General features: G+C 64.1%; 12 protein-coding genes. 3 read left to right on the forward strand and 9 right to left on the reverse strand.

Features of this window, described 5'->3' with window-relative positions:
• A partial coding sequence (locus tag VJ307_03935) for a hypothetical protein (protein HJX73285.1) occupies window positions 1–714 on the forward strand: 714 nt, incomplete at its 5' end.
• Here the strand turns inward: VJ307_03935 and pgaB are convergent.
• The 9 genes from pgaB to VJ307_03980 form a co-directional block, all read right to left on the reverse strand.
• The gene (pgaB, locus tag VJ307_03940; protein ID HJX73286.1) at window positions 688–2,631 is read right to left on the reverse strand and encodes a poly-beta-1,6-N-acetyl-D-glucosamine N-deacetylase PgaB; all 1,944 of its coding nucleotides are present in this window, start codon (window positions 2,629–2,631) and stop codon (window positions 688–690) included. The genes VJ307_03935 and pgaB overlap by 27 nt on opposite strands.
• 102 nt (window positions 2,632–2,733) lie before the next feature.
• A complete protein-coding gene (locus VJ307_03945; protein ID HJX73287.1) occupies window positions 2,734–3,201 on the reverse strand; it encodes a hypothetical protein in 468 nt (155 codons plus the stop codon).
• A gap of 129 nt (window positions 3,202–3,330) precedes the next feature.
• The gene (locus tag VJ307_03950; GenBank protein HJX73288.1) at window positions 3,331–5,022 is read right to left on the reverse strand and encodes a methylmalonyl-CoA mutase family protein; all 1,692 of its coding nucleotides are present in this window, start codon (window positions 5,020–5,022) and stop codon (window positions 3,331–3,333) included.
• 9 nt (window positions 5,023–5,031) lie between these two features.
• A complete protein-coding gene (locus tag VJ307_03955; protein ID HJX73289.1) occupies window positions 5,032–5,532 on the reverse strand; it encodes a biotin/lipoyl-containing protein in 501 nt (166 codons plus the stop codon).
• 9 nt (window positions 5,533–5,541) lie between these two features.
• Window positions 5,542–7,053, reverse strand: coding sequence for an acetyl-CoA carboxylase biotin carboxylase subunit (gene accC / locus VJ307_03960; GenBank protein ID HJX73290.1), 1,512 nt, complete (start codon window positions 7,051–7,053; stop codon window positions 5,542–5,544).
• A gap of 10 nt (window positions 7,054–7,063) precedes the next feature.
• Window positions 7,064–8,608 carry an acyl-CoA carboxylase subunit beta gene (locus VJ307_03965; protein ID HJX73291.1) on the reverse strand — a complete coding sequence of 515 codons (1,545 nt, stop codon included), beginning with the start codon at window positions 8,606–8,608 and terminating at the stop codon, window positions 7,064–7,066.
• A 68-nt stretch (window positions 8,609–8,676) separates the two neighbouring features.
• A complete protein-coding gene (locus VJ307_03970) occupies window positions 8,677–9,945 on the reverse strand; it encodes a (Fe-S)-binding protein (GenBank protein ID HJX73292.1) in 1,269 nt (422 codons plus the stop codon).
• Entirely contained in the window at window positions 9,942–11,333 is a 1,392-nt protein-coding gene (locus VJ307_03975; protein ID HJX73293.1) for an FAD-linked oxidase C-terminal domain-containing protein, read from the reverse strand. The genes VJ307_03970 and VJ307_03975 overlap by 4 nt, the downstream gene beginning before the upstream one ends.
• A gap of 47 nt (window positions 11,334–11,380) precedes the next feature.
• On the reverse strand, window positions 11,381–11,785 hold the full coding sequence (locus tag VJ307_03980) for a hemerythrin family protein (protein ID HJX73294.1): 405 nt from the start codon (window positions 11,783–11,785) through the stop codon (window positions 11,381–11,383).
• 754 nt (window positions 11,786–12,539) lie between these two features.
• Between VJ307_03980 and VJ307_03985 the strand changes: the two genes are divergently transcribed.
• Window positions 12,540–14,558, forward strand: a complete 2,019-nt coding sequence (locus VJ307_03985; protein HJX73295.1) for a (Fe-S)-binding protein — start codon at window positions 12,540–12,542, stop codon at window positions 14,556–14,558.
• A 140-nt stretch (window positions 14,559–14,698) separates the two neighbouring features.
• Window positions 14,699–16,333 carry an ADP-ribosylglycohydrolase family protein gene (locus VJ307_03990; protein ID HJX73296.1) on the forward strand — a complete coding sequence of 545 codons (1,635 nt, stop codon included), beginning with the start codon at window positions 14,699–14,701 and terminating at the stop codon, window positions 16,331–16,333.
• Window positions 16,334–16,523 lie beyond the last annotated feature (190 nt).

The raw sequence follows: 16,523 nt of genomic DNA on the forward strand, positions 1-16,523 counted from the left end.
CTCTCCTTCTCGTTCCGCCGGTCTCCGGCGATCGAATGGCACGCGGGAGGCGGATATGCCCGGTATGACATCAACGACTTTCATCCCTGGTCGGGCAATTTCGGCGTGACGATCACGCCGGCGGACACCGTCCGGTTCAACCTCGATTGGGAGCACGGCCACTGGGACTCCGTCCTCTCCCTCCAGAACCTGGTCACGTCCGACACGCTGAGCCTGTCGGCGTCCAGGAACTTCCTCTGGAAGACCGAGATCACCGCCTCCGCCGCTCTTCTCTACCACCACAACGAAAATGAAACGGGGCAGGCCAGCGAAAACCGGGGGGAGCGGTTCGGCCTGGAGCTGACCCGCCGTCTCTACCTCAGGGGCGACCTCGTCCACGTGGCTGGGATCTTGCGATTCGGCTGGCTCGGGTTCTCCGAAGACCTCGACGTCGGCGTGTTCGACCCGGAAGCGTATACGACGGAAGAGGCGGGCGTGGACTGGGGATGGCAGTTCCGCCCCCGCTGGGTGTTCCACGGCACCGTGATGGCCGGGGCCCAGCAGGAAAAAGGGGCAAAAAGCGGTCCGACGTACTCGGCGGAACTGGGCCTGGACAGGAAGATCGGCCTGGGCCTTGTGTCGGTCGGGGGGTTCGCGTCCGACTCGCACGCCCGGGGACAGGGGGAGGGGTTCCGCCGCTTCGGCGGGCTAGTTCGCATCCGGATACCCTTCTGAGCCAAAGGCAGGGACGGGCTCGCCGAATAGCCCCACCGGGATATTCCCCTTTTCCGGAAGGACGGGATAGACCCCCAGGTCCACGGCCATGGCGCGCCTTGCCCCCCTTACCATCGCCTCGAGTTCCTCCCCGGGGACCCACTCTTCTTTCGACCAGTCGTAGGCCTGGAACTTGAGCATGACGGGGGGGGCATCAAGCTCCCTGCCTCTTTGCGGGATCCACTTCCGGCTGGCCCGGCGTGCCAGGGACTCCGCCCACGCTTCCGCATCTTGTTCGTGCCCTTCCATCCGCGCATACGCCATGACCACCGTCAGGTCGTAATCCTTGAGAAACTGGCCGAAATCCTGGGAATAACCCGGGTGGACTCCCTCCTTTTCCACGGCGGGAGCGTAGATGTTCCGGCCGAACCGGCACTCCGGACGCCAGGCAAGCACCGCCTCCTTGATCCCCTCGATCAGGTCCCGCATCGCGGCGGACTTCGCCTGGGGGGTGGAGGCCTTGCTCTCCCCCAGCTTCTCCCCCTCCAGCATGTAGGCGTCGTCGTCGAAGAGCACCCCCTGGATGGGGAGATAGACGGCGATGTCCGTAAAGAGGTCGATCGCGGCCATTCGCGTGCCTTCCAGGTCCGGGGAGAGACGGAAATACCACGGGGTGACCTCTTTCCCCCCTTTTCTCTTCCGGAAGGGGATCCGCCATTCGGGGTGCTGTTCCCATATCCAGGTGAGGTTCATGGAAGGGGCCCGGATCCATACGCGCACCCCCGCCTGGCGGAACTTGTGGGCGACCATCGACCAGATGTCCGCGCGCACGGGTACCTGGTGGTTCTGGAACCAGGCCGCCCGGTAGAAACCGGACCCGTCGGGATCGGGACATGCCTGCAGGAAGACGTGCGTGGCACCCATGCGGCCCACCTTCTCCACCACCTCGGTCACTCTTTTTACGAAGACCGCGGGGTCGGGATCGTACACGGCGTCGAGGTCCACCTGCGCGGCCCGCACGGGAAGGCGAGGCGGGGAAAGCCACCCCAGCCCCTTCCCCTCGATCCTGCTGCCCCGGTACACCATCACCCTCGGAAGATGACCCGTCCGCAGATCTTCCGGCCGGGCGGAGGTCCCCCCCAGCCCCAGGGTCACGACAAACCCCTCCCCGGAGGCGATGTCGCGGGCCACCGCATTGTGACCGCCATACGGCCAGGCGAGCACCGTCACATCGTGCCCCAGCTTCTCCCGGAGGATGCGACGCGACTCCCTAAGGTCCTCCCGTATGCGCGCCCGGTACTCCTCCCGGTCCTCGTACCTTGCCTCCTCGAGGATGTACCGCCGCGTGGTGACGGATGGATCGGTGTCCCGGTAGGGGTTTGACGTCACGTACCGGTGAAGATTGTGGCTGTGGGACGCTATCTCCACCAGGCCGCTTCGGTCCGCTTCCCGGACCTGCTCCCACGACATCAGCGGAGCCAGATCCTTTGGCGGATCATCGAGGAACGAGGTGACGATCGACAGCGTCGCCCTCACGTTCTCCTTCCGCAGGAGGGGCAGCACCTGCTCGGAAAAGCTCCGGTACGCGTCATCGAACGAAAGCACCGCCACCCGGGGGGGAAGATCCGCCGGGCGTTCCTTGTAGGAAAGCAGTTCCGAGAGGGAGAGGAAGGTCCACCCATCCCGCTTCAAGCCCTGGATCTGCGCCTGCAGGAGAGCGGGAGAGATTGTGATGGAGGGGGCGTCCGGCCTGTCCGAGATGTCGTGATAGCAAAAGACCGCGATCAGCGGCGCGGAAGATTGCGGGGGGACCCGCTGCGGGGCACGGGAGCGAAGGTCCTGCCCCGGTTCCGCCACGTGAGGAGTCGAGCACGCTGCTGCCAGGAGGGCGGCGATCAGGGGGAGGAGCGATCGCATGACGTGCCGCCAATTCACCATCGACTCAATGTACCAGAAATCCATCGGCGGGCGGAAGGTGAAGCGAAGGGAAGGAGGCGGGGCAGCCGTCCCCGAGGTGGAGCGGCTGCCCCGTCTATCGGTTCAGAGCGGGATCGCGGAATACGGATCCGCCCTTCTGGCCCATTCCGTTTGCGGATATTTCGCCTTCAGCGTATCGTAGGCGCGCCGCAGCGCCTTGGCGTCATGGGTGTGCTTGTATTCGGCCACTCCCTTCAGGAAGACCGCCTCGGGGGACGCCCCCGCGTCCGGGTGCCGCTCGATCACCGTCCGGAACTGGTCGATCGCCTCGGCGAACCGGTCCGTGTCGTAATACATCTTTCCGATCCCCAGGCCGAGTTGCGCGAAGAGATCGTCCACGGGGACATACCCCACGAACCGGTGATGTTCGTTCCCCTCGGGATCGTGGACGAGGAAGGTCGGGGTCCACTTGATCCCGTACTTCTGCATCAGGGGGGTCGGGTTGTCCCAGAAACATTCGCTTCGCACGGGGATGAAACGCTCATGAACGAATCTTTGCACCTTCTCGTCGGAATACGGACCCGTATTCATCCTGGCGCAGCCGATTCAGCCGTCGAACCAGAAGTCCTGGAAAACCGGTTTGCCGGTCTGCTTCGCCTTTTCCATCGCCGATCCGAAGTCTCTCTCCCACTGGATCCCGGCCATCGTTTTCCTCCTTGTTCAGATCGTGATCTTCCCCCGGAACGTGCCGAAGACCCCCCGCATCACGTCGGAGATCTCCCCGAGAGTGGCACGGGCCTTTACGGCCGCCAGAACCGGAGGCATGAGGTTCTCCCTGCCGCGGCATGCCTTCTCCAGGACGGACAGCGCGTCCCGGACCGCGCGGTTGTCCCGCTTCTTGCGGAGGGCCGCGAGACGCTGCCGCTGCGCTTTCTCGATCTTCGGGTCGACCGTCAGCAGGCTCGTAGGCTTCGACTCCCGGATCGTGAACTCGTTCATCCCGACGATGATCTGGTCCTTCCGCTCGATCTCCTGCTGATACCGGAAGGCGGCGTCCTGGATCTCCTTCTGGACGAAACCGCGGTCGATCGCGCTGACCACTCCCCCCATCCGATCGATCTTCGCGATATACTCCTCCGCCTGCCGCTCGAGCAGGGAGGTCATCGCCTCCACGCAGTAGGAGCCGCCCAGGGGGTCGACCGTGTCCCCCACGCCGCTCTCGTGGGCGAGAACCTGCTGCGTCCGGAGGGCGATGCGGACCGAATCCTCGGTGGGAAGCGAGAGCGCCTCGTCCCGGGAGTTGGTATGAAGGGACTGCGTCCCCCCGAGGACGGCCGCGAGGGCCTGGACGGTCACGCGCACGATGTTGTTGTCCGGCTGCTGGGCCGTGAGCGACGACCCGGCGGTCTGGGTGTGAAACCGAAGCATCCACGACCTCGGGTCCCTCGCCCGGAACCGTTCCCGCATGATCCTGGCCCAGAGGCGCCGGGCCGCCCGGAACTTGGCCACCTCCTCGAGGAAGGTGTTGTGGGCGTTGAAGAAGAACGCGAGTCGGGAGGCGAACGAATCCACCGACATCCCCGCGTCGATCGCCGCCTGCACGTAGGCGATTCCGTTGGCCAGCGTGAACGCGATCTCCTGCGCCGCCGTGGAGCCCGCCTCCCGGATGTGGTACCCCGAGATGCTGATCGTGTTCCACTTCGGCACCCGGTCCTTGCAAAAGGCGAAGATGTCGGTGATGATCCGCATGGACGGCGCCGGCGGGTAGATGTAGGTCCCTCTCGCGATGTATTCCTTGAGGATGTCGTTCTGGATCGTTCCGTTCAAGGCCGCCGGGGAAACCCCCTGTTTCTCCCCCACCGCGATGTACATCGCCAGCAGGATCGAGGCGGTGGAGTTGATCGTCATCGAGGTCGACACTTTCCCGAGGGGGATCTTGTCGAAGAGGACCTCCATGTCCTCGATCGAGTCGATCGCGACGCCGACTTTCCCGACCTCGCCCGCCGCGACCGGGTTGTCCGAGTCGTACCCCATCTGGGTGGGAAGGTCGAACGCCACCGAGAGCCCCGTCTGCCCCTGGGCAAGCAGATACCGGTATCTCCGGTTCGACTCCCGCGCGTCCCCGAAGCCCGCGTATTGCCTCATCGTCCAGAACCGGCCGCGGTACATGGTCGGCTGCACGCCCCGGGTAAAGGGGTATTCCCCGGGAAATCCCGCGTCCGCCAGGGAATCGATATTCTCCAGGTCCAGCGGTGTGTACAGCCGCTCGATCGTCTCACCAGAGGTGCTCTCGAAGCGCTTCCGCCTCTCGGGAGATTTCGCGATCACCGGCGCCAGGACCTTCTTCTCCCACCGCTCCCGCGCCGCCCGGATGCGGGAGATCTCCGCGGCCTTTCCCTTCCGTGCCGGCATTCCGCCCCCCTATTCCACCAGGAGCAGCTTCGTCCCCGATTCGACGATCTCGCCTTCCTTCACGAAAATCTCCTTGACCTTCCCGGCCATGGCGGACTTCAGCTCGTTCTCCATCTTCATCGCCTCGACGACGATCACCCCCTGGTCGCTCTGCACCTCTTCCCCCTCGTTGACGAGGAGCTTCACCACCTTCCCCGGCATCGGCGAGATGACCAGCGCTTTCCCCGCCGCTGCCTTTCCTCCCGCGCGACTCAGCGCCTTGAGCTGTTCGTTCATCAGCGTGAACTTGTGGCAATCCCCGCCGATCAGCACCTCGTAATCGTCGCCTTTGCGCTGAACGTCCACCTCGAAGGAGTTGGTGCCGTACAGGATGGACCAGACGCTGCCCTGGACTTGGTGGGCGTCGACCAGGTACTCCTTTTCGTCTCCTCTCACCATGTACCGGGCGACCCCGACCTCCTCCACCGTGATCTTGACCTCCCGGTTCCCGATCGTGGCAACGTAGTTCATGGCCCGCTCCTACAGGATTTTCGGCATTCCGGGACGGCCGGCATACTTCCACATCGACACCGGTTCCCCCGTCCCGGGACCCCGCTGCGAGATCGCCCGCTTTCTTTCGTCGAGGAAGAGCTGGATCGCCGCGGCGATCACGGCAACCTCGAAGTGGGGGAGCTCCCGCTCCCTCTCCTCCCGGAAAAACACATTTTCGATGAAGTTCGTGTCGAAGTTCCCGTCGAGGAAGTGACGGTTGTTCATCACCCGGATATGGAACGGGATCGACGTCTTGACTCCCGTCACGACGTATTCGTGGAGCGCCCGTTTCATCCGGGCGACGGCTTCCTGGCGGTCCTTCCCCCAGACGACCAGCTTCGAGATGATCGGGTCGTAGTAGATGGGAATTTCGAACCCCTCGAAGACTCCCGAGTCGTCCCGCACGCCGGGGCCTCCCGGCGTCCGAAGCGAAGTGATGAGGCCGGGGCACGGCATGAAGTTGTTGTCGGGATCCTCTGCATAGACCCGGCACTCGATCGCGTGGCCGGTCTGCTTGACCTCCTCCTGCCGGAGAGAGAGCTTCTCCCCTGCGGCGATCCGGATCTGCTCCTTGACGATGTCGACGCCGGTCACCATCTCGGTGACCGGGTGCTCGACCTGGAGCCTCGTGTTCATCTCGAGGAAGAAATAGTTCCGGTCCCTGTCCATCAGGAATTCGCAGGTGCCGGCCCCCTCGTACCGGACGGCACGGGCGGCCTCGATCGCCACCTTCCCCATCGCCGCCCGGATCTCGGGCGTGACGATCACCGAGGGGGATTCCTCGATCACCTTCTGGTGCCGGCGCTGGATGGAGCACTCCCGCTCGCACAGGTGGACGTAGTTCCCGTGCCGGTCGCCCAGGATTTGAATCTCCACGTGCCGGGGGTTCTCGATGTACTTCTCGATGTAGACCGAATCGTCGCTGAAGGCGGACTTCGCCTCCGACTTCGCCATCCGCAGCGAGGAGCGCAGGTCCTCCTCGGCTTTCACGAGGCGCAGCCCCTTTCCGCCGCCGCCCGCGGTAGCCTTGAGCATCACCGGAAAACCGATCTGTTTCGAGATCCGGAGGACTTCCTCCTCGGTCACGATCGGCTCGATCGTCCCCGGGACGACCGGCACCCCTGCCGCCTGCACCGTTTTCCGGGCGAGCGTCTTCGACCCCATCGTCCGCATCGAGTGGGCGGAAGGCCCGATCAGCTTGATCTTTTCCCTCTCGCACCGATCGGCGAACAACGGGTTTTCGGCGAGGAATCCGTAACCGGGGTGGATCGCTTCCGCGCCGCTTCGCTTCGCGGCGTCGATGATCTTGTCGATGACCAGGTACGACTCGGTGGCGGGGGGAGGTCCGATCAGATACGCCTCGTCCGCGCACCGGACGTGGAGCGCGTGCCGGTCCGCCTCGGAGTAGACCGCCACGGTTCGTATCCCCATCTCCTGGCAGGCCCGTTCCACCCGTACGGCAATCTCTCCCCGGTTGGCGATCAGGATTTTTTTGAACAAGGTCGGCCTCCTACAGGGGAATGTTGCCGTGCTTGCGCGCAGGGTTTACGTCACGCTTGTTTTTCAGCATCTCGAATGCCTGGATGACCTTGGGACGGGTCTCTTCCGGCATGATGACCTCGTCGATGAACCCGAGTTCGGCCGCCTTGTAGGGCGAGGCGAACCGGGCGCGGTAGTCGGCGACGAGTTCCGCCTTGGTCTTCTCCGGGTTGTCCGACTTGACGAGTTCCTTCCGGAAGATGATGTTGACCGCCCCGTCCGGGCCCATCACGGCGATCTCGGCGGTCGGGTAGGCGAAGTTCACGTCCGCCCGGATGTGCTTGGACGCCATGACGTCGTACGCGCCGCCGTACGCCTTGCGGGTAATGACGGTCACCTTCGGAACGGTCGACTCGGCGAAGGCATACAGGAGCTTCGCCCCGTGCTTGATGATCCCCCCGTACTCCTGGCCGGTCCCCGGCAGAAAACCCGGGACGTCGACGAAGGTCAGAAGAGGGATGTTGAATGCGTCGCAGAACCGGACGAAGCGCGCCCCCTTGATGGCCGAATTGATGTCGAGGCACCCGGCGAGAATGGCGGGTTGGTTGGCGGTGATCCCGACGGTCCGGCCGTTCATCCTCGCGAATCCGATGACGATGTTCCTGGCGTAATGCTCCTGGACCTCGAAGAAGTAGCCGTCGTCCACTACTTTCTTGATGACATCCCGGATGTCGTACGGCTTCGTCGGGATGTCGGGGACGATCTGGTTGAGACTCTCGTCCATCCGGTCGGGGGAGTCCTTGGGGGTGACGAGCGGGGGATCCTCCATGTTGTTCTGGGGGAGGAAGGAGAGAAGCTCACGGATCATGAACAGGCACTCCTTCTCGTCCTCGGCGGCAAAATGCGCCACGCCGCTGCGCTCGTTGTGCGACATCGCTCCCCCCAGATCCTCCTTGGTCACCTCCTCGTGGGTCACGGTCTTGATGACGTCGGGGCCGGTCACGAACATGTAGGAAGTGTTCTTTACCATCAGGATGAAGTCGGTGATCGCCGGGGAGTACACCGCTCCCCCCGCACACGGCCCCATGATGGCGGAGATCTGGGGGATGACACCGGAGTACAGGGTGTTGCGCAGGAAGATGTAGGCATAGCCGGCCAGGCTGTGAACCCCTTCCTGGATCCGGGCCCCCCCGGAATCGTTGAGCCCGATGAACGGCGCACCGTTGCGCGCCGCGTGGTCCATGATCTTGCAGATCTTCTCGGCGTACGTCTCCGAGAGGGACCCGCCGAAGATGGTGAAATCCTGCGCGAAAACATAGACGAGACGTCCGTTGACCTGGCCGTACCCGGTGACGACGCCGTCCCCCAGATACTTCTCCATCTCGAAATCCGCGCACCGGTGCTGGACGAACCGGTCGAGCTCCACGAACGAATTCGGGTCGAGGAGAAGCTGGATCCGCTCCCGGGCCGTGAGTTTCCCTTGCGCGTGCTGCGTCTCGATCCGTTTCTTCCCGCCCCCCTCCAGCGCCAAAGCATTCTTTTTGCGCAGTTCGTCGAACATCTCCTGAAGAGACATGCCTTCCCCCTCCTAAGGCAATGTGCGAAGCGGTAATGGAGTTTCATACCATCCCGCTGCGAGATATGTCAACGACGGGAAATCGCTTGGAAAACCAGTTCCGCAAGGTGAACGATCCGCAGGGACGGATCGGTTCGGGCGGCCATGTCGCGCATCTGGAGGATGCAGCCGGAACAGGCGGTGGCGATCACGGCGGTTCCCCCTTCCGCCGCGACGGAAACCTTGTTTTGCCCGATCCTGGAGGAAGTCGGGTAATCGCGGATGTTGAACGTCCCCCCGTACCCGCAGCACAGATCCGCCCCCCTCATCTCGGCGAACGAGTCCCCCACGGACCTGCGGAGCACTTCCCGTCCCTCCCTGCCCTTGCCGAGCGTGCCGGAGAGATGGCACGGGTCGTGATACCCGATCTGCCCCGTTTTCTCTCCTTTCGGAGGATCGGGAAGCCGGGAGACGACCCCGGTTTCGAGGAGGAAGCTTGCGTAGTCCTGGCACAGGTCCGCCACGCGGGTGGCGTGCCCGTAGAAGGGATGGTCCTTCGGCAGGAACGCAAGCATGTTCCGCCGGAACATGAGAAGGCACGATCCGCACGGGAACACGATCCGTTCGGGAGAAGCGGCGGAGAGCCTGCGCACGTTCTCCTCGACGCACCGGAGAGCCGACGCCCTGTCCCCCGACACCAGCGCGGGAAGCCCGCAGCATGCCGCGTCGCGGGACACGGAAATCCCTTTCCCCGACAGGCGCAAGGTCTCGTAGGCGGCCTGCCCCACCTGGGGAAAGACATGGTCGAACACGCACCCGACGAAAAGGATCACCTCGCCGCGTACCGCCTCCCCGGGGGAGAGGGAGCCCGAAAAACTCGTCCCCGGAAGCGCCGGGACCGTGCGCCCCTCCCCGCCGAACTTTTCCGGGAACCGGTAGTGGAGCCCGCTCCCCGCGGGCACCTTGCGCAAAAAGAGCTTCTGGGCCGCCGCCGCCACCCTGCGCGCCGCGTTCTTCGCCGCGGCGGACGGCATCACCTTTCCGAAGACCACCTGCTTCCACGCCGGAATGCCCAGTTCCTCCGCCAGGTCGGCCCGCCCCTTCATGATGATCTCCTCCACCAGCACCTGGTTGGGGCACGCCCGCTCGCATCGTCCGCAGAGCAGGCAGTCGGACAAGGCCTCCTGCAACGCTTCCGCATCCCCGTCGAGACCGGAGGCGGCGGCCTCCACCAGGGTCACTTTCCCCCGGGCCACCGATATCTCCGCCTTCCGTTCCGGATAGAGGGTGCACACCGTCCTGCAGGTCCCGCACTTCGCGCAGGCCGCGGTCAGTGCGGCAAGTTCCTCGCGGCTCACCGTTGCGCCACCTGCTCTTCCATGAAGATCTTCCCGGGGTTCAGGATCCCGTTCGGGTCGAAGCACCCTTTCAGTCTCTTCATCACGGAGACACCCAGCGGCCCCACCTCCATTTCGAGAAAAGGGGCCTTGGAGATCCCGATTCCGTGCTCCCCCGAGATCGTCCCGCCGAGCGCGAGGGTTTTGGCGAAGATCTCGTATACCGCCTCGTCCGCCCGCCGCCGCTCGTCCTCGTCCGTCCCGGAGATCATGAGGTTCACGTGGACGTTGCCGTCCCCCGCGTGGCCGAAGTTGACGATCTTCAGGTTTCTGCGGGAGGCCACGTCCGCGAGGAACGACATCATCTCGGGGAGACGGCTGCGGGGGACGACGATGTCCTCGTTGATCTTCACCGGGTTCACCTTCCGGAGCGCGGGGGAGATCGACCGGCGCAGCGTCCACAGCCGTTCCCTTCCCGGATCGTCCGCCGCCCTGCCGACCTCGATCGCCCCATACCGCCGGCACGCCTGCTCCACCCTGTCCGCCTCCGCGGCCACGGATTCCTTCGCCCCGTCCACCTCGATCAGGAGGGCGCACCCGGCCTCTTCCGGCACGGTCAGGCCGGCGTTCTCCCGGACGCAGTCGATCGCCGTCCGGTCCATCAACTCCAGGGCGCAAGGGGTGATGCGCTCCCGGATGATCCCCGCCGCCGCGCTCGATCCGTCGTGATTGCTGCGGAAGAAGGCGAGAATCGTCGCAGCCGTTTCCGGAAAGGGGATGAGCTTCAGGACCGCTTTCGTGACGATTCCGAGGGTTCCCTCCGAGCCGACGAGCAGCCTCGTCAGATCGTACCCGACGACCCCCTTCACGGTGTAGACCCCTGTCCGGACAAGCTCCCCCGTGCCGAGGACCGCCTCGAGCCCCATCACGTAATCCCTCGTGACTCCGTACTTGACCGCGCACATCCCCCCGGAACATTCGGCGATGTTCCCCCCGATGGTGCAGAACTTGAGGGATGCGGGATCGGGGGGATAGAAAAGCCCCCGTTTTTTCGCCTCCTCCTTCAAGGTTTCCGTGACGACACCCGGCTCGACGACCGCGACGAGGTTCTCCGTGTCGATCGAAAGGATGCGGTCCATTCGCTCGAGCGAAAGGACGAGCCCCCCCCGCACGGGGACCGACCCCCCGGAAAAGCCCGATCCGGCGCCGCGGGGGATCACCGGGAACCGGTGTTCGTTCGCCAGGAGAATGGTCTGGCGGACCTCCTCGGCGTTCACCGGAAACGCGACCGCCTCGGGCAGGAACATCTTTCCCGTGGCGTCGTACGAGTAGCAGATGCGCTGTTCGAGGGATGTATGGAGCCGCTCCCCGAAGATCTCCCGGAGGGCGGAAAGCGATTGATTATCCATCAAGTCAGTTTATCACACCCGCCCTGCCCTCCCCGCGGGGCGAGCCCCTATCTTCGTCCTCTCAGGAACGTTCCCAGGGCCTTGTCCATTTGGCCGATGTGGTCGGCGAGCCATTCCCCGATCCGGTCCGCGAGCCGGACCGTGAGGTCGGGGGTCACCCCGTCGTTGTCGAGTTCCTGGCGGAGATCGTAGAAATCCTGGATGAAGGCCGTGTGCTCGATCTTGTGCCGGGGGTAGTCCTGGTAGCTGTACCGCTTCATGTACATCTCTTCCATCTGGAAATGGTTCCCGACGTACTCCTCGAGAAAGACGATCACCTTCGTGACATCCCCCTGCCCCTCCCCTCTCTCGACGGCCGTAAGGAGCGCGTCGGCCGTCGCGAACAGCTCCTTGTGCTGGGCGTCGATGACGTCCACCCCCACGGACAGATCCTCGGTCCACTTCCTCGTCACACCGTGACCCTCCCTGTCCTTGTCCCCTTCCTAAGTGCTGCGTCTCGTAAATACGGTATCGGATCCGTGGGCGGGGACACTCCTGCAACCGTACTACCGACGACCTCAAGGAATGTCCCCGGCGTTTCCCCTCCCGGTGCCCGGGGCTCGCGGGCGGCTATCGCTCCGCAGCCTCGGAGGGGGGCGCCGTTCGTGGCTCGCGCCCCCACTCCTTCGGCTTGTTGCGCCGGCAACCGGGGACCCCAGGCGATGCGGGGGGGTCGACGGAGCGTGGGCGGGGACACTCCTCTCCCGCATCCCGGAGATGAATCAGGAATGTCCCCGGTGAATCGCGTCGAGCGGAACCGGCAGCGAACGGGCGCAAGGTCGCGAGCATTGGAAAACGGAGCCCCCCGGCTTCCAGAGGTCCGTTCCTGAAGAGACCGTGCACCGAGAGGGTCGATGCGCCGCTTCCGGCGAGGCGCCCGGCCGAGGCGTACCCGCCGCGGTACGGTGAGGGCGGGCAACGAAGCCGGAGTGGATGCAGCGGCCCTCGAATGCCGGGATCTGAGGGAATGGATCTCTGGAGGCCGGCGAGCCAGGGGTCCCGGGATCCGGTACTTGCAGCCGGGCGCACGACCGCTCCCATTCCGCTCGAAGCAATTCCCCGCTCAGTATATCCAATCTCCCGCAGCGGATTCGTTTATATTTGTCTTGAGCAGCCCCGGGGTGTTCTGATAAAAATATCCGCCGAACCCTCGAAAGGAGCCCTCGAATGAAAATCCTCGGCCGGGAAATCATGTGGAATCTGCCCCATTTGGCGGCGGTCATCATGTATTCCCTGTTCGGCGTGGTGATCATCGTCTTCGCCTGGGGGTTGTACGAGCGGATCGGGACGTACCGCAGGGGGAGGACGGAACGGGAGAACCGGCTGGACAACCTGTGGGATCGCACGATGGACGCACTGAAGATCGGCCTGGGGCAACAGAAGGTTCTCGAGAAAAAAATCGGCGGGCTGATGCATCTTTCCATCTATTCCGCGTTCATCGTCCTGTTCATCGTCACCTGTCTCGTCGCGGTCGAATACGACTTCGGCATCCGGATCCTGGACGGCAATTTCTACATCGTCTTCAAGCTGTTCGCCAACACGTTCGGGCTGCTTCTGATCGCGGGAATTTTCGTCGCCCTGGTCCGCAGGATTCTCTTCCGGCCGATAGGGCTGACCACGGACGGCGACGACCTCCTGCAGCTTCTCCTGATCGGCGCAATCGGCGTCACGGGGTTTCTGATCGAGGCGGTCCGCATCGCGGCGACGCGGCCCGCCGCGGCCTCCGTGTCGTACGTGAGCAACGCCATCGCCCCCCTCTTCGGAAGGTCGACAATCCCGGACCTGCTGTCGCTCCACCAGGGACTGTGGTGGACGCACCTTCTCCTCGCCTTCGGGTTCCTCGCGACGATCCCCTTCTCCAAGATGTTCCACCTGGGCGCGGGGGCCGTGAACATCTTTTTACGGACGTCCCGTCCCAAGGGGGCGCTCCAGCCGGTCCCGAACATCGAGGAGGAGGAAAAACCCGGGGTCGTGGACGTGGAGGACTTTTCGTGGAAACAGCTCCTCTCCTCGGACGCCTGCACCAAGTGCGGCCGATGCCAGGACGAGTGCCCCGCTTTCGCGGCAGAAATGGCGTTGTCGCCCCGGGACGTGGTCCTGAAAACGAGGGAGCAGATGAGCCGGGACCTTGATTCCCGCCTCGTCCCTTCCGCGGCCGCCATCGACAAGAAAACGGGGAAGCCCGTTGTCCCGGCCTTCAACTACGACGTCCTCTTCCCGGACGAGATCTGGGCGTGCACGACGTGCCGGGCGTGCATGCAGGCATGCCCGGTCCTGATCGAGCACATCGACATGATCGTCGACGTCCGCCGGGGGTACGTCGCGGGGGCGAAGATTCCCGATACGGCCCGACTCGCCCTCCGGAAGATGGGGGATACCGGCAATCCCTGGGGACTTCCCCAGGACGACAGGATCCGGTGGGCGGACGGGCTTCCCGTCCCCTTCGCCGCGGACAAGAAGGAGTTCGAATACCTGTACTGGGTCGGGTGCGCCGGCGCGTACGATCCCCGGAACCAGAAGGTGACGCGCACGATCATCTCGCTTCTGAATCGGGCCGGCGTGAACTACGCCACCCTGGGTCTCGAGGAGATGTGCTGCGGGGAGTCCGCTCGCAGACTCGGCGAGGAGGGTCTCTTCCAGCTGGGAATGTTGGAGATGGTCAAGGAGGTGTTCGCCTCCTACCATGTCCGGAAGGTCATCACCCAGTGCCCGCACTGCTTCAATACCTTCCGGAACGAATATCCGCAGTTCGGAGTGAACGTCGAGGTGATCCACCACTCGGTCCTCCTCCGGGACCTGATCGCCCAGGGGAAGATCGTGCCGTCCAAATCCATCAACCGGCTCGTGGCGTTTCACGACTCCTGCTACCTCGGGAGGCACAACGACATCTACGACGCACCGCGGGAGGCGCTCCAGTCGGTACCGGGAATCACCGTCAACGAACCCGATAAGAGCAGGGAGAGGGGGTTCTGCTGCGGGGCAGGAGGCGGAGGGATGTGGCTCGAGGTCCCGGGAAAAAGGATCAACCACATCCGGTTCGACCAGCTGATGCGCACCGGAGCCAACGCGACGGGGTCCGCCTGCCCGTACTGTCTCACCATGTTCGACGACGCCGTCAAGCATCACAACCTCGAAGACTCGGTCCAGGCGAAAGACATCGCGGAAATCATCGCCGAGTCCCTGTAGACGATCCAAAACCCAAGAAACAACTTTATTTTTTTCTTACAACTATCCTTTTTTGGTTGAAATACTTTTTTGTTCTATTACAATATATTTTGTAACTTTGGTGTCTCCTCAAGGTATCCGGCCCCGGAGGACTCCATCCCATGGATGAACTTTCCCCAACTCTCCTTTCGAAAATATTACGAAAAAGGCTGGAAACCCTCGGGTATGGTTCCCTGAAGAAATTCGTGGAGGACCGGAAAGATTTCCGGTACAGCTACGAATTGCTTCGACAAGTCGTCTACCGAGGGAGGGTTCCTCGGGCGGAAACCCTCCTCTCCATTCTGCAGGCCATGCGCTTCTCCCCCTTGCAGATCCACAAATTGATGGAGTTCCCTTTCGGGGGATACCCCCAGGGTGCAACCGATCCCGCCGGGAAAGCGTCCCTCTCCCCCGAAGGGGGGGAACCGGACATGCTTCCCCTTTCCGAGAGGCAAACGACGCAGCAGATCGGCGCCGGGGCTTCCACGTCCGAAGGAACCAGGGGGCAGACCGATCTGTTGCCCGATTCCCCGGAGGAGATCGCATCGAGCCTTGCGCTGTCCCTTCCGAAGATCCCCGTGAAGGGGAACGAGGATTTCTGGGAGATGACGCGGGCAATCGCCCTGCAGGCCGAGAAAAAGGCCTCGCGCATCGCGAGAAGGGACTCGGACCAGCCGCTCCTGTTCGAAAAAGAGCCGGAGGCGATCTACCAGTTCCTCGTCCGGAAGGGGAAAGTTCCCTCGTACATGTCGAAGGGAGAGACATTGTCGATGGAATTCGCGGCGGAGATCGACTACCGGGACCGCTTCCGGGGTGCCCTGCTGGGGGGAGCGATCGGGGAGATTCTGGGCAGGGCTTCCCAGGGGCTTTCGCCGCGGGACGTCCGGGAGCTGTTTGGAGGAATCGAACGGGCATCGGCGCACGCCGCCGGGAGGGGGCTGGGTCCGGACTATCCCCCCCCCGTTTGCCTGCTTCTGTCGGAGGCGCTTCTTGCGGCGCAGAGACTCGACCCCGAGAGGATCGCCGCCGAATACGGGAAGTTGCGCCGGATGCCGGGGACGGTGCACCAGGGGGAGTTTGCCCGCAATCTGGTCGATCGTGGGTTCCCCTGGTTCGAGGCGGGCGCGAGCGCGCCGGAGACCGCTCCCGCCGCGCGCGTCACGCCCCTCGCCCTCCTGCGCGCGGTCGATTTCCGGCGCATGAAGCTGGAGGCCGGAATCGAGGCGGCCATCACGCACCCGCATGCGGCGGCGATCGCGGGGGCGGTCGCCCAGGCGACCGCCATCGCAAGGCTGTTGCACACGCCCGCCGGCGCCCTCGACGTGCTGGGGTTTGCCCGCGGGCTGTCCCACGTCGTATCCGGCATCGAACCCGACCGTTCGTCGCGAGGCAGGACCGGGCGCGCGGGCTCCACGCTCCCGAGAAAGCTCGGGACCGAACTCACGGCTCTTCTTCTCCGCCGGGCGGAGATGGAGGAGATCCAGGAGGCTCTCGGGAACGGCGCTACCGTTGCGGAGGGGGTTCCCTTCGCGTGGGCCTGTTTCCTGCGCTCCCCCGAGGAGTATGCCTCCGCGGTGCTCGCCGCGGTGAACCTCGGCAACGAAGCGGAAGCGAACGGCGCGATGGTCGGAAGTCTCTCGGGAAGTTATGTCGGGGCCGCGGCAATCCCGGAGGGGTTCCTCTCGGGACTGCCGTGGAAGGAGGAGCTTATCGCGGCGGCGGACGGCATCCTCGGGCTCGCCCGCCACGACTCCTGAAGACGGGGACGACTCCCGTCTACCGCATCATGACTTCCTTGGCGATCACCATGCGCTGGATCTGGCTTGTCCCCTCGTAGATCTGGAGGAGCTTCGCGTCGCGCATCAGCTTCTCCACCGGATAGTCCCTCATGTACCCGTACCCGCCGTAGATCTGTACGGCGTCGGTGGTGACCCGCATCGCGAGGTC

The sequence above is a fragment of the Candidatus Deferrimicrobiaceae bacterium genome, from assembly GCA_035256765.1.
Lineage (GTDB): Bacteria > Desulfobacterota > Deferrimicrobia > Deferrimicrobiales > Deferrimicrobiaceae > CSP1-8.

Bases quoted from the DNA above. Each gene is read 5' to 3' on its own strand.
- pgaB (HJX73286.1), bottom strand. From the start codon at position 2,631: ATGGTGAATTGGCGGCACGTCATGCGATCGCTCCTCCCCCTGATCGCC.
- VJ307_03945 (HJX73287.1), bottom strand. From the start codon at position 3,201: ATGAATACGGGTCCGTATTCCGACGAGAAGGTGCAAAGATTCGTTCAT.
- VJ307_03950 (HJX73288.1), bottom strand. From the start codon at position 5,022: ATGCCGGCACGGAAGGGAAAGGCCGCGGAGATCTCCCGCATCCGGGCG.
- VJ307_03955 (HJX73289.1), bottom strand. From the start codon at position 5,532: ATGAACTACGTTGCCACGATCGGGAACCGGGAGGTCAAGATCACGGTG.
- VJ307_03965 (HJX73291.1), bottom strand. From the start codon at position 8,608: ATGTCTCTTCAGGAGATGTTCGACGAACTGCGCAAAAAGAATGCTTTG.
- VJ307_03975 (HJX73293.1), bottom strand. From the start codon at position 11,333: ATGGATAATCAATCGCTTTCCGCCCTCCGGGAGATCTTCGGGGAGCGG.
- VJ307_03985 (HJX73295.1), top strand. From the start codon at position 12,540: ATGAAAATCCTCGGCCGGGAAATCATGTGGAATCTGCCCCATTTGGCG.
- VJ307_03990 (HJX73296.1), top strand. From the start codon at position 14,699: ATGGATGAACTTTCCCCAACTCTCCTTTCGAAAATATTACGAAAAAGG.